Annotated in this window: 15 protein-coding genes, 2 tRNA genes and 1 pseudogene; 16 read left to right on the top strand and 2 right to left on the bottom strand. The window is 69.4% G+C overall.

The window, feature by feature from the left end; all coding sequences use genetic code 11:
- The first annotated feature begins 3 nt into the window (after nucleotides 1–3).
- The 3 genes from uvrB to K4L06_RS22020 all read left to right on the top strand — a co-directional run bounded on the left by uvrB (nucleotide 4) and on the right by K4L06_RS22020 (nucleotide 3,061).
- Complete coding sequence (gene uvrB / locus K4L06_RS22030; RefSeq protein WP_221673395.1) at nucleotides 4–2,034, top strand: excinuclease ABC subunit UvrB; 2,031 nt, start codon at nucleotides 4–6, stop codon at nucleotides 2,032–2,034.
- Nucleotides 2,035–2,173: 139 nt separating this feature from the next.
- Nucleotides 2,174–2,248, top strand: a tRNA-Val gene (locus K4L06_RS22025).
- 651 nt (nucleotides 2,249–2,899) lie between these two features.
- Nucleotides 2,900–3,061, top strand: coding sequence for a hypothetical protein (locus K4L06_RS22020; RefSeq protein ID WP_221673394.1), 162 nt, complete (start codon nucleotides 2,900–2,902; stop codon nucleotides 3,059–3,061).
- A 118-nt stretch (nucleotides 3,062–3,179) separates the two neighbouring features.
- Here the strand turns inward: K4L06_RS22020 and K4L06_RS22015 are convergent, their stop codons facing one another.
- Together K4L06_RS22015 and K4L06_RS22010 are read right to left on the bottom strand one after the other, a co-directional pair.
- Nucleotides 3,180–4,301: an MvdC/MvdD family ATP grasp protein gene (locus tag K4L06_RS22015; protein WP_221673393.1), complete on the bottom strand. Its 1,122-nt coding sequence runs from the start codon at nucleotides 4,299–4,301 to the stop codon at nucleotides 3,180–3,182.
- 11 nt (nucleotides 4,302–4,312) lie between these two features.
- A complete protein-coding gene (locus K4L06_RS22010; protein WP_221673392.1) occupies nucleotides 4,313–6,187 on the bottom strand; it encodes an ABC transporter ATP-binding protein/permease in 1,875 nt (624 codons plus the stop codon).
- 546 nt (nucleotides 6,188–6,733) lie between these two features.
- Here K4L06_RS22010 and thrS point away from each other — a divergent pair.
- The 13 genes and pseudogenes from thrS to K4L06_RS21945 all read left to right on the top strand — a co-directional run bounded on the left by thrS (nucleotide 6,734) and on the right by K4L06_RS21945 (nucleotide 19,525).
- Entirely contained in the window at nucleotides 6,734–8,635 is a 1,902-nt protein-coding gene (thrS, locus tag K4L06_RS22005; RefSeq protein WP_221673391.1) for a threonine--tRNA ligase, read from the top strand.
- Nucleotides 8,636–8,706: 71 nt separating this feature from the next.
- A complete protein-coding gene (gene infC, locus K4L06_RS22000; protein ID WP_343225830.1) occupies nucleotides 8,707–9,231 on the top strand; it encodes a translation initiation factor IF-3 in 525 nt (174 codons plus the stop codon).
- A 289-nt stretch (nucleotides 9,232–9,520) separates the two neighbouring features.
- Entirely contained in the window at nucleotides 9,521–9,718 is a 198-nt protein-coding gene (rpmI, locus tag K4L06_RS21995; RefSeq protein ID WP_027083463.1) for a 50S ribosomal protein L35, read from the top strand.
- Between the two features lie 12 nt (nucleotides 9,719–9,730).
- The gene (gene rplT, locus K4L06_RS21990) at nucleotides 9,731–10,090 is read left to right on the top strand and encodes a 50S ribosomal protein L20 (RefSeq protein ID WP_064748377.1); all 360 of its coding nucleotides are present in this window, start codon (nucleotides 9,731–9,733) and stop codon (nucleotides 10,088–10,090) included.
- 140 nt (nucleotides 10,091–10,230) lie between these two features.
- A complete protein-coding gene (locus tag K4L06_RS21985) occupies nucleotides 10,231–10,659 on the top strand; it encodes a hypothetical protein (protein WP_221673390.1) in 429 nt (142 codons plus the stop codon).
- A 16-nt stretch (nucleotides 10,660–10,675) separates the two neighbouring features.
- The gene (pheS, locus tag K4L06_RS21980) at nucleotides 10,676–11,686 is read left to right on the top strand and encodes a phenylalanine--tRNA ligase subunit alpha (protein WP_221673389.1); all 1,011 of its coding nucleotides are present in this window, start codon (nucleotides 10,676–10,678) and stop codon (nucleotides 11,684–11,686) included.
- A 122-nt stretch (nucleotides 11,687–11,808) separates the two neighbouring features.
- The gene (pheT, locus tag K4L06_RS21975; RefSeq protein WP_221673388.1) at nucleotides 11,809–14,208 is read left to right on the top strand and encodes a phenylalanine--tRNA ligase subunit beta; all 2,400 of its coding nucleotides are present in this window, start codon (nucleotides 11,809–11,811) and stop codon (nucleotides 14,206–14,208) included.
- Between the two features lie 45 nt (nucleotides 14,209–14,253).
- The gene (locus K4L06_RS21970; protein ID WP_031370383.1) at nucleotides 14,254–14,556 is read left to right on the top strand and encodes an integration host factor subunit alpha; all 303 of its coding nucleotides are present in this window, start codon (nucleotides 14,254–14,256) and stop codon (nucleotides 14,554–14,556) included.
- Nucleotides 14,549–14,905: a MerR family transcriptional regulator gene (locus K4L06_RS21965; protein WP_057948383.1), complete on the top strand. Its 357-nt coding sequence runs from the start codon at nucleotides 14,549–14,551 to the stop codon at nucleotides 14,903–14,905. Before K4L06_RS21970 ends, K4L06_RS21965 begins: the two co-directional genes overlap by 8 nt.
- A 147-nt stretch (nucleotides 14,906–15,052) precedes the next feature.
- A tRNA-Pro gene (locus K4L06_RS21960) sits at nucleotides 15,053–15,129 on the top strand.
- Between the two features lie 292 nt (nucleotides 15,130–15,421).
- Nucleotides 15,422–16,153 (top strand): annotated as a pseudogene (locus K4L06_RS21955) (YoaK family protein); the annotation flags it as partial.
- A 169-nt stretch (nucleotides 16,154–16,322) separates the two neighbouring features.
- Complete coding sequence (locus K4L06_RS21950) at nucleotides 16,323–16,976, top strand: TetR/AcrR family transcriptional regulator (protein WP_221673386.1); 654 nt, start codon at nucleotides 16,323–16,325, stop codon at nucleotides 16,974–16,976.
- The gene (locus K4L06_RS21945) at nucleotides 16,973–19,525 is read left to right on the top strand and encodes a PEP/pyruvate-binding domain-containing protein (RefSeq protein WP_221673385.1); all 2,553 of its coding nucleotides are present in this window, start codon (nucleotides 16,973–16,975) and stop codon (nucleotides 19,523–19,525) included. The genes K4L06_RS21950 and K4L06_RS21945 overlap by 4 nt, the downstream gene beginning before the upstream one ends.
- Nucleotides 19,526–19,535 lie beyond the last annotated feature (10 nt).

The following is a 19,535-nucleotide window of genomic DNA, read 5'->3' as shown; positions in this document are numbered from 1 at the left end:
ACGATGGACGACACCGCCCAGTCCCCCGGCTTCGAGCTGGTAGCGCCGTATTCGCCGGCCGGCGACCAGCCGCAGGCGATCGAGCGGCTGGTCCAGGGCTTCGAGAACGGCCTGGCCCACCAGACCCTGCTCGGCGTGACCGGCTCGGGCAAGACCTACACCATCGCCAACGTGGTCGAGCAGGTGCAGAAGCCGACCATCGTGATGGCGCCGAACAAGACCCTGGCGGCGCAGCTGTACGGCGAGTTCAAGGCCTTCTTCCCGCACAACGCGGTCGAGTACTTCGTCAGCTACTACGACTACTACCAGCCCGAGGCCTACGTGCCCTCGAGCGACACCTTCATCGAGAAGGACAGCTCGGTCAACGAGCACATCGAGCAGATGCGCCTATCGGCGACCAAGGCTCTGCTCGAGCGCCGCGACGCGATCATCGTCTGCACGGTGTCGGCGATCTACGGCCTGGGCGACCCGAACGAATACTTCCGCATGGTCCTGCACATGGTGCGCGGCGAGCGCATCGACCAGCGCGAGCTGATCCGGCGCCTGACCGAGATGCAGTACACCCGCAACGACACCGAACTGCGACGCGCCACCTACCGGGTGCGCGGCGAGGTGATCGACGTGCACCCGGCCGAAAGCGACGCCGAAGCGCTGCGTATCGAGCTGTTCGACGGCGAGATCGAGCAGCTGACCCTGTTCGACCCGCTGACCGGCGAGACCTTGAACAAGGTGCCGCGCTACACGATCTACCCGGGCTCGCACTACGTCACCACCCGCCGCACCGTGCTCGACGCGATCGACACGATCAAGGAAGAGTTGCGCGAACGCCTGGAGCAGCTGTACGCGCAGAACAAGCTGGTCGAGGCCCAGCGCCTGGCCCAGCGCACCCAGTTCGACCTGGAGATGCTGGCCGAGGTCGGCTACTGCAACGGTATCGAGAACTACTCCCGCCACCTGACCGGGCACATGCCTGGTGAGCCGCCGCCGTGCCTGTTCGACTACCTGCCGCCGGACGCGTTGCTGGTGGTCGACGAGTCGCACGTCACCGTGCCGCAGATCGGCGCGATGTTCAAAGGCGACCGTTCGCGCAAGGAAACCCTGGTCGAATTCGGCTTCCGTCTGCCGTCGGCGCTGGACAACCGGCCGCTGCGCTTCGAGGAGTGGGAGGGGCGCTCGCCGCGCTCGATCTTCGTCTCGGCCACCCCGGGGCCGTACGAACTGCGCCATTCGGAGGGGCAGATCACCGAACTGGTGGTGCGCCCGACCGGCCTGATCGACCCGCAGGTCGAGATCCGCCCGGTCGCGACCCAGGTCGACGACGTGCTCGGCGAAATCCGCGAGCGGGTGGCGATCGGCGACCGCGTGTTGATCACCACCCTGACCAAGCGCATGGCCGAAAACCTGACCGAGTACCTCGGCGAGCACGGGGTCAAGGTGCGCTACCTGCATTCGGACGTGGACACGGTCGAGCGGGTGGAGATCATCCGCGACCTGCGCCTGGGCAAGTTCGACGTGCTGGTCGGCATCAACCTGCTGCGCGAAGGCCTGGACATGCCCGAGGTGTCGCTGGTGGCGATCCTCGACGCCGACAAGGAAGGCTTCCTGCGTTCGACCGGTTCGCTGATCCAGACCATCGGCCGCGCCGCGCGCAACCTGCGCGGCAAGGCGATCCTGTATGCCGACCGGATCACCAACTCGATGCAGCGCGCGATCGAGGAAACCGACCGCCGCCGGGCCAAGCAGATCGAGCACAACGAAGCCCACGGCATCACCCCGAAGTCGGTGGCCAAGGCGGTGGTCGACATCATGGAAGGGGCCCGGGTCGATCCGGAGGCGCTCAAGGCCCGCGGCAAGGGGCGCAAGGTGGCGGAGACCGCCGCCGACTACGCCGCGCTCAGCCCGGCCCAGTTCGCGGCGCGGATCAAGCAGCTGGAGCAGCAGATGTACCAGCACGCGCGCGACCTGGAGTTCGAGCAGGCGGCGGCGGTGCGCGACGAACTGCGCAAGCTCAAGGACGCCGGTTTCGCCGCCTGAGCGCGCCTGCAGCGCTTCCGGGCCGCCGCCGGCGCGAAAACCGCTGGCCCGACCGGGGCGTCGAAAGGGCTTGTCGCCCGTTTTGCGCTGGGCTACACTACGCGCCCTCGCCGGGGTGTTGAACAGTAAATACGGCGACGGGCGGTTAGCTCAGCGGTAGAGCACTACCTTGACATGGTAGGGGTCACAGGTTCGAACCCTGTACCGCCCACCAATTTGTTACGGCAACGGCGGATCTCGCAAGAGGTGCGCCGTTTTCGTTTGTCCGGACGTATCCGTTCGTCCGCAGGTGATTTTCGAGTGATGCATAGGCGGCTGCGGTCGCCTTGCGCAGCGCGCGCGACGACGGCCGGCATCGCCGACTGCTGCAGGGGCCGCTCGTGCGGGTGCATGCCGCCGCCGACACCGGTATCGAGCATGCGATCGTCGCATGTGCCGTTTGAACGCAACTCCGGGTCCATGCCGCCGCGGATCGGCGCGTCGTTGCGGTCGAGCAGAGTTGCCCGATACCCGTTGGCGGTAAGCGGGCAAGGGTGCGGCCGGCGGCGTCAGCCGCCCGTCGAAACGGGCGGAGCGGGTGGGGCGAGGGGCGGCGCGCCGCGTTCGCGCAGAACCCGCACTCGGTCGCAGAAACAAGCGCGAACTGAACGTGCTTAACGCCGCACAAGTCGGTTTGATTGCCGACTTTGCGGTGCTGAATTTTCCGCTCCGGGCGAATTCAAATCCATGTTGCTGCGAAGAAAAGTCCTCGCCGGGCGCCTTGCGGACGCATCGGAGCGCTGCAATCGCGGCTTGCCGACGCGGCCCCGCACTGCCAATGCTGGCAACGCGGCGATCCGCCGCCTTGCTAAGGGAGTAGTAGGCAATGAGCGAACAAACCCGCCTGATCGGCCGTATGGTCGCGATCGAGTCCGAGCAGATGGAGGGCGCCGCGCAGGATGCGGCGTTCGTGGTCGCGACGACCTATCGCCGCACCAGCCCGTTCGGCGAGATCGATTCGGCCGACAACGGCGACCATATCCCGTAATCCCGGCTGCGCCCTTGCGGGCATCCGGATTGCGTCAGGGGAAACGGGCCGGGAGGCATCGCCTCCCGGCCCGCTTGTTTTGCGCTTGTTTTTCGCCTCGCGCCTCGCGCCGCGTCGCTCATTCGCGCATCTGGTAGGTCTGCGGCAAGGGCACGTGGCGCTGCGCGTCCGGCTCGGCTTCGCCGCGCTCGCCGCGCGACTCCCAGTAGTCGCGGTAGCGGTAGGCCGGTTCGCGCCAGTCGTAGACGAAGGCCGGATCGCGGCTTTGGATGAAGCGGACCACGCAGTCCAGCAATTGCAGGCCGGGATTGATCGCTTCCAGCCACATGAACTGCCCCATCTCGTTGACTTCGAGAAACACGTAGCGGCCGTCCCGGGTCACCACGATGTCGATGCAGCCGAACAGCAAGCCCAGCCGCGCCATCGTCTGCAAACAGCGCGTTTCCACCGCCTCGGGCAGGACATAGCGCTCGCAGCCCATGCGTTCGTCGAATTCGTTGGCGCGCCAGTCGGTGAGGTACTGGCCTTCGCGCTGGGACTGCAGGCGCGCGGCGATCACGGTCCGGCCCATCACCGTCACCCGCAGTTCGTAGGCCTTGTCCAGCAAGGGCTGGTAGATGCCGGGCGCGTTCGACAGCGCCGCGTCTTCGCGCAGCAACTCGTCGGTCAGCGGCGTAGTGAACGTGCCCCAGACCTTGTCTTCGCCGATCCAGGAGGCGGCGGTGATCGGCTTGTAGATCGCGCGGCCGCCGTGCTCGCGGTAGAACGCGCGGATCGCCTCGGGATCGTTGGAGATCAGGGTCGGCGGCGTGTCCAGGCCGACCGCAGCGGCGTGGTGCAGTTGCACCGCCTTGCGGTCGGCCAGGGCCTTGGCCTGCACCGGATTGACCCAGAAGCGTTCGCGCTGCGCATCGAGCAGGTTGATCGTCGCGCGGACGAATTCGGTGGATTCGCGCTGGGCGAACTGGACGTCGGCCGGATGCAGCTGCGCCGAGGCCTCGGGCTGGTACCAGCGGCGCAGCCAGACCGTGTCGACGTCGGCGGTGTCGAAGTCGCGGCCGTGGCGCAGACAGTGCAGGGACACCGAGCCGGTGCCGCCGCCGGTGCGCAGGCTGACGCCGTGCTTCTGCGGATAGTCGTGGGTGTACCAGACATGCACGCGTTCGCCTTCGCTCTCCAGCGCCCAGGCCGTCGAGCGGGCGTGGATGTCCCAGGGGTCGGAGACAATCAATGTCGTCATGCGGGCTTCCTTCAGTCGATGAGGGCGGGAGTCGGGTTCGGCTCGGCCATGTCGGCGTCGATGCCGTCGGTCGCAGCCTGGGCGGATTCGCCGCGTCCGGGCGCGGCGTCGGCGCGGCGCTGCTGCACCGCCCACAGCTCGGCGTAGCGGCCGCCGGCGGCGAGCAGCTCGGCGTGGCCGCCGCGCTCGACGATCCGGCCTGCCTCCAGCACCACGATCTGGTCGGCGTCGATCACGCTGGACAGGCGATGGGCGATCACCAGCGCGGTGCGGCCCTGCGCGGCCTGGCGCAACTCGCGCAGGATCTCGCTTTCGGTGTGCGCGTCCAGCGCCGAGGTGGCTTCGTCGAAGATCAGGATCGCCGGCCGCTTGAGCAGGGTGCGGGCGATGGCGATGCGCTGTTTTTCGCCGCCGGAGAGCTTCAGCCCGCGTTCGCCCACGCCGGTGTCGTAGCCCTGCGGCAGAGCCTGGATGAAGTCGTGGATGCGCGCGGCGCGCGCGGCCTCCAGGACCTCGTCGCGGCTGGCGTCCGGGCGGCCGTAGGCGATGTTGTAGTACAGCGATTCGTTGAACAGCACGGTGTCCTGCGGCACCACGCCGATGCGCCGGCGCAACGAATCGACGCCGACCTCGCGCAGGTCCTGGCCGTCGATCAGCACCCGCCCGCCGTCGGGGTCGTAGTGGCGGTACAGCAGCCGCGCCAGGGTCGACTTGCCGGCGCCGGTGCTGCCCACCATCGCCAGGGTGCGGCCGCTGGGAATGGTCAGGTCGATGCCGGCCAGGATCTCGCGATCGCCATAGCGGAAACTCGCGTTCTCGAACCGGACCTCGCCGCCGGCCACGCGCAGCGCCGGCGCGTCGGGCCGGTCGCGCACCTCCACCGGTTCGTCGAGCAGGGCGAACATGCGTTCCAGGTTGGCCAGCATCTGCTTGCTTTCGCGGTAGATCACGCCCAGGTAGCTCAGCGGCGCGGCCATCTGCAGCAGATAGGCGTTGACCAGGACCAGGTCGCCCAGGCTCATCCGGCCGTCGGCCACCCCGGCCGCGGCGCGCCAGAGCAGGGCGGTGATGCCGACGGCGATGATCGCGGCCTGGCCGATGCCGGTCAGCGACGCCGCCTTCAGGCTTTTGACCGCGGTGTCTTCCAGTTCGCGCAGGCGGCGGTCGAAGCGGCGGGCCTCGTAGGCCTCGTTGTTGAAGTACTTGACCGTTTCGTAGTTGAGCAGCGAATCCACCGAGCCGGCGTTGGCTTCGGTGTTGGCTTCGTTCATTTGCCGGTACCAGCGCAGCCGCCACTCGGTCATGCGATAGGTGAAGGCCAGGTACGCCGCCAGCGTGGCCAGGGTGATCGCAGCGAAGGACAGGTCGTAGCCGGCGATCAGGATGGCGACGATCAGCGCCAGTTCGAGCAGGGTCGGCAGCACCATGTACAGCACGGTGTCGAGCAGTTCGGAGATCGAGGCCATGCCGCGCTCCAGGTCGCGGCCGACCGCGCCGGTGCGGCGGTCCAGGTGGAAGCGCAGGCTCAGCGCGTGCAGGTGCGCGAACACGCGCAGCCCGACCTCGCGCGAGCTGCGCGCCAGCACCCGGGCGAACACGATCGTGCGCAGTTCCTGCAACAACGAGGAGGCCAGCCGCAGCGCGCCATAGGCCATCAGCAGCGCGGCCGGCACGGTCAGTACGGTCGGCTTCTGACCGAGCGCGTCGATCAGCTGCTTGAGCAGCAGCGGCAATCCGACCAGGGCCAGCTTGGTGGCCAGCACCAGGGCCAGGCCGAGCAGGACCCGGCCGCGGTAATGCCACAGGGTCGGCAGCAGGCGCCGCAGCACGGCCAGGGCCGAGCCGCTGGCGGTCGGAGCGGGGGAGGCAGGCGCGCCGTCGTTCATCGGCCGCCCGGGGCGCCGGCCCGGAGCCCGCGCCGGCCGGCGGACCGGCCGCCGCCGCACCACGTTGCCGACGGCGCTCCGCAGCCGCGCGCGGCGCGGCCGGCTTCCCTGATTTCCATCACGTCCCCACGCAGATGGCGTCCTTGAATCGCGCACAGTACCCGAGGCCGCGCGGCTCCCGTGTGCGCCGCGTCGCGGTCCCGCCGGCGGCGAACGGTTGACTTGGCCCGGCCGCGCCCCAACTATTAGCGCCTGCGACGCGGCATCCGGCCGCTTCCCCCAGAGAACCAGGTGGCCCGCGGCATCCCGCCGGCCGAGCGTGCGACATGGACACTACCCGCGCCCATCGCTGAACCCGCGCAGGCCCCGCTCACGCAGGCGCCCTAGCGGCGCTTTTTTCTTGTCCGGGCCTTGCCCGGCCGAGCCAGCAGTACCCTCCCTGCGACCGCGGCCCGCGCCGCGCCCGCGTCCTTCGCCCCGTCGGCGCGCAGGCCGCAGCGCCCGCCGTCCGCATCGCCACCGAATCCGTTGCCCAAGTCCGCACTCATGATCGCCATTACCCTTCCCGACGGCAGCCGCCGCGAGTTCGACCACCCCGTTTCGGTCATGGAGGTCGCCGCCTCGATCGGCGCCGGCCTGGCCAAGGCCACCGTCGCCGGCGAGGTCGACGGCAAGCTGGTCGACGCCAGCGACCGTATCGACCACGACGCCAAGCTGCGCATCATCACCCCCAAGGATCCCGAAGGCGTCGAGATCATCCGCCACTCCTGCGCCCACCTGGTCGGCCACGCGGTCAAGCAGCTGTACCCGAGCGCGAAGATGGTGATCGGCCCGGTGATCGAGGAGGGCTTCTACTACGACATCTGGTACGAGCGCCCGTTCACCCCCGAGGACCTGGCCGCGATCGAAGCGCGCATGGTCGAGCTGATCGACAAGGACTACGACGTGATCAAGAAGGTCACGCCGCGCGACGAGGTCGTCGCCGTGTTCCAGTCGCGCGGCGAGGACTACAAGCTGCGCCTGGTCGAGGACATGCCCGACGAACAGGCGATGGGCCTGTACTACCACGAGGAATACGTCGACATGTGCCGCGGCCCGCACGTGCCGAACACGCGTTTCCTCAAGGCCTTCAAGCTGACCCGCATTTCCGGCGCTTACTGGCGCGGCGACTCCAAGAACGAGCAGCTGCAGCGCGTCTACGGCACCGCCTGGGCCGACAAGAAGCAGCTGTCGGCCTACATCCAGCGCGTCGAGGAGGCCGAGAAGCGCGACCACCGCAAGATCGGCAAGCAGCAGGACCTGTTCCACCTGCAGGAAGAGGCGCCCGGCCTGGTGTTCTGGCATCCCAAGGGCTGGTCGATCTGGCAGGTGGTCGAGCAGTACATGCGCCGCGTGTACCGCGACAGCGGCTACGGCGAAGTGCGCTGCCCGCAGATCCTGGACGTGTCGCTGTGGCAGAAGTCCGGCCACTGGGACAACTACAAGGAGAACATGTTCTTCACCGAGTCGGAGAAGCGCACCTACGCGGTCAAGCCGATGAACTGCCCGGGCCACGTCCAGGTGTTCAACCAGGGCCTGCACAGCTACCGCGACCTGCCGATCCGCTACGGCGAGTTCGGCTCCTGCCACCGCAACGAGCCCTCCGGCGCGCTGCACGGCATCCTGCGCGTGCGCGGCTTCACCCAGGACGACGGCCACATCTTCTGCCTGGAAGACCAGATCGAGTCCGAGGTCACCGCCTTCCACCGGCAGGCGCTGGCGGTCTACGGCGACTTCGGCTTCGACGACATCCAGATCAAGATCGCCCTGCGTCCCGAGTCGCGCCTGGGCGACGACGCCACCTGGGACAAGGCCGAGGCCGCCCTGCGCAGCGCCCTGTCGGCCTGCGGGGTGGAATGGCAGGAGCTGCCGGGCGAGGGCGCCTTCTACGGCCCCAAGATCGAGTACCACCTCAAGGACGCGATCGGCCGCACCTGGCAGCTGGGCACCATGCAGGTCGACTTCATGATGCCGGGCCGGCTCGGCGCCGAGTACGTCGACGAGAACAGCCAGCGGCGGACCCCGGTCATGCTGCACCGGGCCATCGTCGGCTCGATGGAGCGCTTCATCGGGATCCTGATCGAGCACCACGCCGGCCAGTTCCCGGCCTGGCTGGCCCCGGTCCAGGCCGCGGTCATGAACATCACCGACGCCCAGGCCGATTATGTGGCCGATGTCCGGAAACTCCTTGCAAATCAAGGGTTCCGGGTCGAGGCCGATTTGCGCAACGAAAAAATCGGCCGTAAGATTCGCGAGCACACGCTGGACCGCGTGCCGTACCTGCTTGTGGCCGGCGACCGCGAGAAGGAAAATGGCCTGGTTGCGGTGCGCACGCGGGCAGGGGAAGACCTGGGGACGATGACCGTCGCCGAGTTCGCCTCGCGTTTGAATGGCGAAGCGGCCGGCTAAACCGCGCAGCCCGCAACAGACCCCGTCCCGGCGCCGTCCGGGACGGCCTGAACCACCTTGGAGATCCAACAATCAGTACCCCCGAGAAGCCGAATCGAAAGAACCAGGAAATCCGCGTACCGCGCGTGCGCGTGATCGGCAGCGATGGCGAAATGATCGGCGTGCTCACGCGCGACGAAGCGCTGCGCATGGCCGAAGAGGAAGACCTGGATCTGGTCGAAATCCAGCCGAATGCCGATCCGCCGGTCTGCAAGATCATGGATTTCGGCAAATTCCGCTTCGAGCAGCAGAAAAAGGCCAACGAGGCCAAGAAGAAGCAGAAGCAGGTCGAGATCAAGGAGCTCAAGTTCCGCCCCGTCACCGACGAGGGCGACTACCAGATCAAGCTGCGCAACATGCGCCGCTTCCTGGAAGAGGGCGACAAGGTCAAGGTCAACATCCGCTTCCGCGGCCGCGAAATGAGCCACCAGGAGCTCGGTCGCGAGATGGCGGCGCGGATCGAGGCCGACCTGGGCGAAGACATCGTGATCGAATCGCGTCCGCGCCTGGAAGGGCGGCAGATGGTCATGATGATCGCGCCGAAGAAGAAGCAGTAAGCGGCCGGCCCCGGCCTCCGGGGCGGCCCGCAGCGCGCCGCCGGGACCCTGGCGGCGGCGCCAATCGACTGATTTCCTTCGATATATTTGCAAGCCCGGCGCCCAGGCCGCATACTATGCGGCCCGGTTCGCCGGGTTTGTTGTATGCAAGTTCACGGACCTGTCGTAGATTCGTTTCAGATCAACGACTTACAAGCCGGCAAGGGCAGGACGGAAAGAGTGGCAGGGCGCGTCAGCGCCGCAGGCCACCGCCCAGGCCAGTGACATAAACCTCCGAAAGGACATCGCAATGCCCAAGATCAAGACCAATCGGGCGGCGGCCAAGCGCTTCCGGAAGACCGCTTCCGGCAAGTACAAGTGCGGCCACGCCAACAAGAGCCACATCCTCACCAAGAAAGCGACCAAGCGGAAGCGCAACCTGCGGCAGACGAACCATGTTCGCGCCGAGGACGCCGGCCGTCTGGACCGCATGCTTCCGTATTTGTGAGGAGACTGAAAAATGGCACGAGTTAAGCGTGGTGTAACGGCGCGTCGCCGTCACAAGAAAATCCTGAAGCAGGCCAAGGGCTACTACAACGCCCGCCGCAAGGTCTTCCGCGTCGCCAAGCAGGCGGTGACGAAGGCCCTGCAGTACGCCTACATCGGTCGTAAGCAGAAGAAGCGCAATTTCCGTTCGCTGTGGATCACCCGCATCAACGCGGCGGCCCGCATCAACGGCCTGAGCTACAGCCGTTTCATCAACGGCCTGCTGAAGGCCGGCATCACCCTCGACCGTAAGGTGCTGGCCGACATCGCCGTGCACGACGCGAAGGGTTTTGCGGCGCTGGCGGAAAAGGCGAAGAGCGCGCTCGCGGCTTAAGGCGGATCCCTCCGCAAAGCCCGCGCTTCCATGTGCGGACTTTTCACGGGGAACCTAAGGCATGGGGAAGGGCGCAAGTCCTTCCCCATTGTCGTTTCTGGGCCGCGAACAACGGCGGTCGGATTTCAACGGAGCGGTCGATGAAAGGAATCTTCGGGTACGGCAAGTCGGCGCTGGGTACCCTGGCGTTGCTGGGTCTGACGGCGGCGGCATCGGCGCAGGCGCCGGATGCGCGCCAGCAGCGCAATGCGCAAACGCTGAAGCGCTACGCCGAGGTGGTGGTCGCGCAGGGCCGCAACGAGCAGTGCAAGGTGCTGGACGAGGCGCGCGGCAAGCGTTTCGCCGAGGATGTCGACAAGATCACCATGGTCCTGGAAAAGCGGCTTCCGGCTCAGCAACTGCTCGACGTCATCATCAACTCGGCGATCGCGACCGGGGCCCCGGAGTCGGCGGCGGGCTGCGACGAGGCGACCAGGCAACTGGTCGAGGCGGGCAGTGAACAGGCGAGGACCTGGGCGGAGGAACTCCGCGGCGGGCGATCGCGAGGCAATTCAACGCAAGGCAAGTGAAAGGAAACCTGAGCACATGGCGCAGATCGAGCAACTGACGCAGCACGCGCTGGCCGATATCGCGGCGGCCGACTCTCCCGACGCCATCGAAGCGCTGCGCGTGGCCCTGCTCGGCAAGTCCGGCAGCGTCACCGCCCAGCTCAAGCAGCTCGGCGCGCTGCCGGCCGACGAGCGCAAGGCCGCCGGCGAGGCGATCAACAAGGCCCGCGACGCGCTGACCGAAGCGCTGGCGCAGCGCAAGGGCGCGCTGGACGCGGCCGCGCTGGACGCGCGCCTGGCCGCCGAGACCATCGACGTGACCCTGCCCGGCATCGACGCCGAGCGCGGCGGCCTGCACCCGGTCAGCCGGACCATGGAGCGCATGGCCGACATCTTCGGCCGGCTCGGCTTCGAACTGGCCGACGGCCCGGAGATCGAGGACGACTGGCACAACTTCGAAGCGCTGAACTTTCCCCCGCACCATCCGGCGCGGGCGATGCACGACACCTTCTATTTCCCGCCCGATAGCGCCGGCGTCGCCCGCCTGCTGCGTACCCATACCTCGGGCATGCAGGTGCGCTACATGCTGCAGAACAAACCGCCGCTGCGCATGATCGCGCTGGGCAAGGTCTACCGCAGCGACAGCGACCAGACCCATACGCCGATGTTCCACCAGTGCGAGGGCCTGCTGATCGACGAGCATTCCAGCTTCGCCGACCTCAAGGGCACCCTGGCCGAATTCGTGCGCGCGTTCTTCGAGCGCGACTTCGAGATGCGCTTCCGCCCGAGCTATTTCCCCTTCACCGAGCCCTCGGCCGAAGTCGACATCGCCTGGCAGCAGGCCGACGGCAGCACCCGCTGGCTGGAAGTGCTGGGCTGCGGCATGGTCCACCCGAACGTGCTGCGCAACGTCGGCATCGACCCGGAGCGCTACACCGGCTACGCCTTCGGCATGGGCGTGGAGCGCCTGACCATGCTGCGTTACGGCGTCGACGACCTGCGCAGCTTCTTCGAGAACGACGTGCGGTTCCTCAGGCAGTTCGCCTGAGGCGGGAATCGGGAATGGGGAATAGGGAATCGTAAGAGCAAGAGCTGCGATTCTCGTTGCCCCTCCCGCCCCCGCGTTGCGCCGTCCGATTCCCTATTCCCCATTCCCCATTCCCGGCTCCCATGAAATTCAGCGAAAACTGGCTGCGCCAGCATGTCCCGACCTCCGTTTCGCGCGAGCGGCTCGCCGCGACGCTGACCGCGATCGGGCTGGAAGTCGAAGAAGTCGTCGCGCTCGGCGAGTCCCTGCAGGGCGTGGTCGTGGCCCGCATCGTCTCCGCCGAACGGCACCCGGAGGCCGACCGCCTGCAGGTGTGCCAGGTCGAGACCGGGCAGGGCACGGTGCAGATCGTCTGCGGCGCGCCGAACGCGCGCGCCGGGCTGATCGCGCCGCTGGCCACGGTCGGCGCCCAACTGCCGGGCGGGATCGCGATCAAGGCAGCCAAGCTGCGCGGGGTCGAGTCCTTCGGCATGCTCTGCTCGGCCAAGGAACTGGGCGTGGATCCGGACGCCTCCGGCCTGCTCGAACTGCCGGCCGACGCGCCGGTCGGCACGCCGCTGGCGGACTACCTGGGCCTGCCCGACGCCAGCATCGAGATCAAGCTGACCCCGAACCGCGCCGACTGCTTCAGCGTGCGCGGCATCGCCTACGATGTCGCCGCCGCGACCGGCGCCAATGTCGCTTCGTCGCAGATCGCCGCGGTGCCGGCGGCCAGCGCCGAAACCCTGGCGGTCGAACTCGACGCCGGCGCCGACGCGCCGCGCTACTGCGGCCGGGTGATCGAAGGCGTCGACGCCAGTGCGCCGACCCCGGTGTGGATGGCCGAGCGGCTGCGCCGCAGCGGCGTGCGTCCGGTCTCGCTGCTGGTCGACGTCACCCAGTACGTGATGCTCGAGATCGGCCAGCCCATGCACGCCTTCGACCGCGACACGCTGCAGGGCCCGGTCGGCGTGCGCCGTGCCCGCGCCGGCGAAACGACCAAGCTGCTCAACGGCCAGGACGTGGCGCTGGACGAGCAGTTCCTGGCGATCGTCGACGGCAGCGGCGACGCGCAGCGGGTGATCGCGCTCGGCGGCATCATGGGCGGCTACGACACGCGGGTCACCGACGCCACCCGCAACGTGTTCCTCGAAGCCGCGCACTTCGCCCCGGCGGCGATCATCGGCCGCGGCCGCAAGCTCGGCCTGCACACCGACGCCGGCCACCGTTTCGAACGCGGCGTCGATCCCGAGCTGCCGCGCACCGCGGTCGAGTACGCGACCCGGCTGATCCTCGACATCGCCGGCGGCGTGCCCGGCCCGGTGGTCGAGTCGGCCTTGCCGGACCACCTGCCGCAGCCGCGTCCGGTCGCCCTGCGCCGCGCCCGCCTGGCGCGGGTGCTGGGCCTGAGCGTCGCCGACGCCGAGGTCGAACGCATTCTCGGCGCGCTCGGCCTGAAGCTCGAACGCAGCGAAGACGGCTGGCGGGTGACCCCGCCCAGCCGCCGTTTCGACATCGCGATCGAAGAGGACCTGATCGAAGAGATCGCCCGCATCCACGGCTACGACGCGATCCCGACCACCCTACCGGGCGGCGCCGCGCGCCTGGTCGCGCCCAGCGAAGGCCGGGTCGACACGGTCACCGTGCGCCGCCAGTTGGCCGCGCGCGACTGCCTGGAGGCGATCAACTACGCCTTCGTCGACGCCGCCTGGCTGGACCTGTGGCAGGCCGGGGCCGGTTCGGTGCCGTTGGCCAACCCGCTCAGCGCCGAGCTCGGGGTGATGCGCACCTCGCTGCTGCCGGGCCTGGTCGCGGCGCTGGCGCGCAATGCCGCCCGTCAGCAGGGCCGGGTGCGCCTGTTCGAGCTGGGCAATGTGTTCCATGCCGGCGACGCCGCCGCGGCCCCGGTCGAGACCCAGCGCGTGGCCGCCGCGGTCTGCGGCAGCGCCAACGCCGAGCAGTGGGCGCTGCCGGCGCGCGCGGTCGGCTTCCACGACCTGCGCGGCGACCTCGACAGCCTGGCCGCCTGCGCCGGCGCGGTCCTGGAGTACCGCCCGAGCCAGCCGGCCTGGGCCCATCCGGGCCGTTCGGCCGACGTGTGGCGGGTCGACGGCGGCCAGCAGCGCCGGCTGGGCTGGATCGGCCAGCTGCACCCGCGCCTGCAGCGCGCCCTGGACCTGGACCAGGACGTGATCGCCTTCGAACTCGACCTGGCCCCGCTGGCCGAGCGCGCCCTGCCGCGCGCCGGCGGCCTGTCGCGCTTCCCCTCGGTGCGTCGCGACCGCGCGTTCATCGTCGCCGACAACGTCGCCTGGGGCGCCGTTCAGGCGACCGTCCGGGCCGCCGCGGGCCCCAGCCTGCGGGAATTGGTCCTGTTCGATCGTTACCAGGGCAAGGGCGTGGAAACCGGATTCAAGAGTCTCGCTATGGGCTTGATTCTGCAGGATGAATCGCGCACCCTGACTGATCGGGAGGTCGACGCGGTGGTGGCCGAAGTCACCGCAGCGGTCGAGCGCGAACACGGCGCGAAACTGCGCGCCTGAGCGATTCGATCGGCGTCCCGTCCCGGGCGCCGCGCAGAGGACACAATGGCACTTACCAAAGCGGAAATGGCGGAGCGGTTGTTCGACGAAGTCGGACTGAACAAGCGCGAGGCCAAGGAATTCGTCGACGCGTTCTTCGACGCGTTGCGCGAAGCGTTGGAGCAGGGCCGCCAGGTCAAGCTGTCGGGCTTCGGCAATTTCGATCTGCGTCGCAAAAACCAGCGGCCGGGGCGCAATCCGAAGACCGGCGAAGAGATCCCGATTTCGGCGCGGACGGTGGTGACCTTCCGTCCCGGCCAGAAGCTGAAGGAACGCGTCGAGGCGTACAGCGGAGGGGAGCATGCTTGACCCGGGCAGCAATCGCGAACTGCCGCCGATTCCGGCGAAGCGCTACTTCACCATCGGCGAAGTCAGCGAGCTGTGCGACGTCAAGCCGCACGTGCTGCGTTACTGGGAAACCGAGTTCCCGACCCTCAACCCGGTCAAGCGCCGCGGTAACCGCCGTTACTACCAGCGCCACGAGGTGCTGATGGTGCGGCAGATCCGCGGCCTGCTGTACGAACAGGGCTACACCATCGGCGGCGCGCGCCTGCGCCTGGAAGGCGAGGCGGCCAAGGACGAATCGGCGCTGAGCTCGCAGATCGTCAAGCAGGTGCGGATGGAGCTGGAAGAGGTTTTGCAGCTGCTCAGGCGCTGAAGGCCGGGAATCGGGAATGGAGAATGGGGAATAGGGAGCCGACGGCTGCAGAGCTTTGCCGATTCTCCATTCCCGATTCCCCATTCCCGGCTCCAGCGGCTATACTTGCCGCCCCGCTCGCCACGAGCGGAACATCGCAACACACGTCGGGGCGTAGCGCAGCCTGGTAGCGCATCTGCCTGGGGGGCAGAGGGTCGTCGGTTCGAATCCGGCCGTCCCGACCATTCGATGTTGCGGATCAACGGCTTGGGTGATGCGTCGAATCTCACCGCCCCAAGTGCTCGCTGACTTCACCCTTTCGCGATAAGGCGGAGCCGACGTCCAGTCCGGTCCGCGGCCGTTCGCGTCTTCCAGACAGGCTCGCGTCGTCCGCATCCCAGCGGACGGGCAGTCCCCTGCGCTTGCTCCTGAGCCCGGCATTGCGTGCGCGGCGGCGAGGGAGCGGATTTCATCGAAAGCCCGGCGCGCGATAATCGTCGCGTCGCGATCCGTCGGCGCGTTCGATTCGGGGGCGCAATGCCTGTGGCTTATCTGCGCGGCCTGACCGGCCGCACCCGCCAGCCTGGCGCCGATCGGCAACTGGCCGCGTATCTGGCTTTCGTCGCCGGCGCGGTCAATGCCGGCGGGTTTCTCGCCGTGCAGCAGTACACCTCGCACATGACCGGAATCGTCTCGGGCATGGCCGACGATCTCGCCCTGGGCCGCTACGCGGTGGTGGCGGGCGGTTTGGCCACGGTGCTGGCGTTCCTCGCCGGCGCCGCCTGCTCGGCGATGCTGATCCACTGGGGGCGCCGGCGCGGCCTGCACAGCGAGTACGCGCTGCCGCTGATGGCCGAAGCCGGGCTGTTGCTGGCGTTCGGTATCGCCGGCAGCCGTTTGCAGGCCACCCAATGGCTGTTCGTTTCGGCGACCGCGGCGTTGTTGTGCTTCGTGATGGGGCTGCAGAACGCGATGATCACCAAGCTCTCGCGCGCGGAAATCCGCACCACCCACGTCACCGGCCTGATCACCGACCTCGGCATCGAGCTGGGCAAATCCGCCTATTGGAACCGCCGCGAGGCCGCGCCGCCGGTGCGCGCGGACCGGGCCCGGTTGCGCCTGCTGGCGCGGCTGGTCGGGTTGTTCTTCCTCGGCGGCGTGCTCGGCGCGCTGGGCTTCGCCCGGCTCGGCTTCGTCGCCATCGTGCCGCTGGCGGCCTTGCTGTGCCTGCTCGCGCTGGTGCCGGTGCTGGACGACCTGCGCGCGCGTTTCTGAGCAGCCGGCATGGCCGTCCTTGCCGGGCTTCCGCCGCGGCGCCGGCCAGCCGGGCGCATCGGCCGGCCATGCGGATTCGGCTGGCTCGTCCGGCGGCCGGGCCGGCACTTGCTAAATATTGAACATCGTACAAATATGTTCGAAGTTCAATTCGTGCCTCGTCATGAACTCTCCAGCCCCCACGCCCGATCCGGGCCGGCGCGAGCGCAAGCGCCAGCAGACCCTCGACCACCTCGCCGCCACCGCCTTCGCCTTGTTCGAGGCCGAGGGCTACGAGGCGGTGACGATGGAGCAGATCGCCGCCGCGGCCGATCTGGCCAAGGGCACGCTGTACAACCATTTCCCGGTCAAGGAAGCGCTGTTGGCGCACCGGTTCCACGGCGAGCTGGCGCAGGCGCTGGACGGGCTGATGGTCCGCCTGGCGGAGCCGGAGCCCTTCGCCCGCCGCCTGTCGCAGTGGCTGCGGACTTCCGCCGAGTGGTGCGAACGCCGGCGTAGCTACATGTGGCCGTACGTGCGCTACCGCTTCCTCGCTAGCGAGGCCGCCGCGCGGCGTCGCGACGGCGACGGGCGCAGCGGCCTGGAGCGGTTGTTCCGCCTGTTGATCCTGGCCGGGCAGGCCAGCGGCGAACTGCGGCGCGATCTGCCCGCCGGGCAGTTGGCCGACCTGCTCCAGCACCTGTACCTGGGCGCGCTGATGCGTTGGCTGGCGACGCCGGGCGAGGGCGCGCCGGCGCCGACGCTGGAGGAGGAGTTCGCCGCGATCGTCGAGCTGTTCGTGCACGGCGCCGCGGCGCGTGCCGGGGCGGCGCCATGAGCGAGTCCGCCGTGGTGCTGGACTGGGCCGCGTCGGCAGCGGCCGGCGCGGGCGTGGCCGGCGGCAAGGGCTGGCAGCTCGGGCGCATGGCCCGGCTCGGCATCGCGGTGCCGGCCGGGTTCGTGATCGCCGCCGCCGCCAGTCGCGGCCGCGCGCCGGGCGCGCCGGTCGGCGCGGCGCTGCGCGAGCATCTGGCCGAGGAACTGGCCCGGCGCGGCTGGAACGCGCAGGCGCTGGCGGTGCGTTCTTCGGCGCCGCAGGAGGACTCGGCCCAGGCCTCGTTCGCCGGCATCCATCGTTCCTGTCTCAACGTGGTCGGCCTGGACGCGCTGCTGCAGGCGGTGGTCGAGGTCTGGGACTCGGCGCATGCGCCGGCCGCGCGCGCTTACCGAGAGCGTTTCGGCCTGGACGCCGACGACAGCGCGATGGCGGTGGTGGTGATGCCGCTGCTGCCGGCGCTGGCCTCGGGCGTTGTGTTCACCCGCGACCCGCGCTCGGGACGCGAGGACCGGATCGCGGTCAACGCGCATTGGGGCCTGGGCGAGGCCCTGGTCGGCGGCCAGGCCGATGTCGACGAATACCTGCTGCGGTACGACCGCATCGAACAGCGCCTGGCGCCGCTGCAGCGCCGTATCGGCGCCAAGCGCCACTACACCCGGGTCAGCCAACACGGCGGCACCGAACTGGCGGACACGCCGGCCGAGCAGGGCGCGCGGGCGGTGCTGACGCCTGAGCAGTCGCAGCAGGTCGCCTGGCTGGCGATGGACGCGGCGCGCGCGCTCGATTTCGCCTGCCCGCATTACGACGTGGAATGGGTCTGGGACGGCGCGCGGGTGTGGATCGTACAGGCGCGGCCGATCACCGCCGGCGCGCGCCACACCTATCCGGCGCTGCGCGGCCAGCCGGCGCTGTGGACCCGCGGCAACACCCGCGAAATCCTGCCCGAGCCCTTGTCGGCGATGGACTGGTCGATCTATGCCGTGGCCGCCGACCGCATGCTCACCACCGGTTACGAGCTCAGCGGCTATCCGGTGCTGGAAGGCGTGCCGCACGCGGGCCTGCGCCATGGCCGGGTGTACCTGGAGGCCTCGCTGATCCAGTGGGAAGGCTACGACGCCTACGGCATCGCGCCGGCGGCGATCAACGCCCTGATCGGCGGACGCCTGCCGGAGATCGCCGTGCCCGCGCCGGGTCGGCGCGACCGGCTGCGCCGCGTGGCGCGCCTGCTGAGGTATCTGCGCCGGTCGGCGGCGCGGCGACGCGCGGCCGACGCCGCGGTCGTCGCCGCACTGGCGCAGGCGAAGCAGTGGCGCGAACAGGACCTGAGCCAGGGCGATCGCGCGCTGGCCCAGCGCCTGAGCGAGCAGGTCGTGCAGGTGCGCCGCGCCGACGAGCTGTTCTTCCTGCAGGGTTCGGCCGGCGGCAGCCTCAGCGGCCTGGTCGACCTGATCGAGAAGTACTGCCCGGGCGAAGGCCATGCCTTGGCCGCGGCCTTGCTGGCCGGCGGCGAGCCGAGCACCACCGCGCGCCAGGGCTACGAGCTGATGGCGCTGGCGGCGCGCGCGGCGGCCGAGCCGGCGGTGCTGGCCTGGCTGCGCAGCGGCGGACGCGACGATGCGGCGTGGCGCGAGAGCCTGCCGCCCGACAGCGCGTTCCGCGGCGAATTCGCCGCGTTCCTCGAACGCTACGGCCATCGCACGGTCGCCGAGAGCTATCTGCGCCATGCGCGCTGGCGCGAACGGCCGCAGTATCTGTTCGACCAGATCCTGGCCCTGGGCGGCAGCGACGCACAGGCGCTGCGTCTGCGCCAGCGCGAGGCCGGCGCGCAAGCGCGGCGACGCCTGCAGGGACGGCTGCCGTGGTGGCAGCGGCCGGCGCTGAACTATCTGCTGCGCAGCGCGGCGCGCGACAGCAACCAGCGCGAGGCCGCGCGCAGCGCGCTGATGGCGTACTTCGAAGCGCTGCGGCGGCTGGCGCTGAAGCTCGGCGAGCGCGCCTGCGAGCGCGGCGCGCTGGAACGGGCCGAGGATGCGTTCGAGCTCGACGCCGAGGAACTGTGCGCGCTGGCCGACGGTCGGCTCGCGCCGGCGCACGCCCGAGCGCGTGCGCGGACCCGGTGCGAGTTGCGTCTGCTGCAGGCGCTGCAGGCCGAGCCCGAACTGGTGGTCGAACACGGCGTCCTGGCGGCGGCGCCCCTGGAACCGGCGCGTGCCGCGGCGGGCGAGGACGGTTGGAGCGGCACGCCGATCGGCGCCGGCCGCGCGCGCGGGCGGGCGCGGATCGTGCGCGATCCGCACCAGGGCGCGAGCCTGGCGGCGGGCGAGATCCTGATCGCGCCCAGCACCGACCCGGCCTGGACGCCGCTGTTCCTGCGCGCGGCGGCGCTGGTCATGGAGACCGGCGGGTATCTGTCGCACGGCGCGATCGTCGCGCGCGAGTTCGGCATTCCGGCGGTGGCCAACCTGCCCGGCCTGCTCGGCGAACTGACCGACGGCGAGGAAATCGAGGTCGACGGCGACCACGGCCTGGTGCGCCGGCTGCGCGCCTGAGCGCGCGGCC

It is taken from the genome of Lysobacter sp. BMK333-48F3, from assembly GCF_019733395.1.
Taxonomy (GTDB): Bacteria; Pseudomonadota; Gammaproteobacteria; order Xanthomonadales; family Xanthomonadaceae; genus Lysobacter.
The sequence above is the reverse complement of the archived record's forward strand: the minus strand, read 5'-3'. Positions and strand labels throughout refer to the sequence as shown.

Bases quoted from the DNA above. Each gene is read 5' to 3' on its own strand.
- uvrB (WP_221673395.1), top strand. From the start codon at position 4: ATGGACGACACCGCCCAGTCCCCCGGCTTCGAGCTGGTAGCGCCGTAT.
- K4L06_RS22020 (WP_221673394.1), top strand. From the start codon at position 2,900: ATGAGCGAACAAACCCGCCTGATCGGCCGTATGGTCGCGATCGAGTCC.
- K4L06_RS22015 (WP_221673393.1), bottom strand. From the start codon at position 4,301: ATGACGACATTGATTGTCTCCGACCCCTGGGACATCCACGCCCGCTCG.
- K4L06_RS22010 (WP_221673392.1), bottom strand. From the start codon at position 6,187: ATGAACGACGGCGCGCCTGCCTCCCCCGCTCCGACCGCCAGCGGCTCG.
- thrS (WP_221673391.1), top strand. From the start codon at position 6,734: ATGATCGCCATTACCCTTCCCGACGGCAGCCGCCGCGAGTTCGACCAC.
- rpmI (WP_027083463.1), top strand. From the start codon at position 9,521: ATGCCCAAGATCAAGACCAATCGGGCGGCGGCCAAGCGCTTCCGGAAG.
- rplT (WP_064748377.1), top strand. From the start codon at position 9,731: ATGGCACGAGTTAAGCGTGGTGTAACGGCGCGTCGCCGTCACAAGAAA.
- K4L06_RS21985 (WP_221673390.1), top strand. From the start codon at position 10,231: ATGAAAGGAATCTTCGGGTACGGCAAGTCGGCGCTGGGTACCCTGGCG.
- pheS (WP_221673389.1), top strand. From the start codon at position 10,676: ATGGCGCAGATCGAGCAACTGACGCAGCACGCGCTGGCCGATATCGCG.
- pheT (WP_221673388.1), top strand. From the start codon at position 11,809: ATGAAATTCAGCGAAAACTGGCTGCGCCAGCATGTCCCGACCTCCGTT.
- K4L06_RS21970 (WP_031370383.1), top strand. From the start codon at position 14,254: ATGGCACTTACCAAAGCGGAAATGGCGGAGCGGTTGTTCGACGAAGTC.
- K4L06_RS21965 (WP_057948383.1), top strand. From the start codon at position 14,549: ATGCTTGACCCGGGCAGCAATCGCGAACTGCCGCCGATTCCGGCGAAG.
- K4L06_RS21950 (WP_221673386.1), top strand. From the start codon at position 16,323: ATGAACTCTCCAGCCCCCACGCCCGATCCGGGCCGGCGCGAGCGCAAG.
- K4L06_RS21945 (WP_221673385.1), top strand. From the start codon at position 16,973: ATGAGCGAGTCCGCCGTGGTGCTGGACTGGGCCGCGTCGGCAGCGGCC.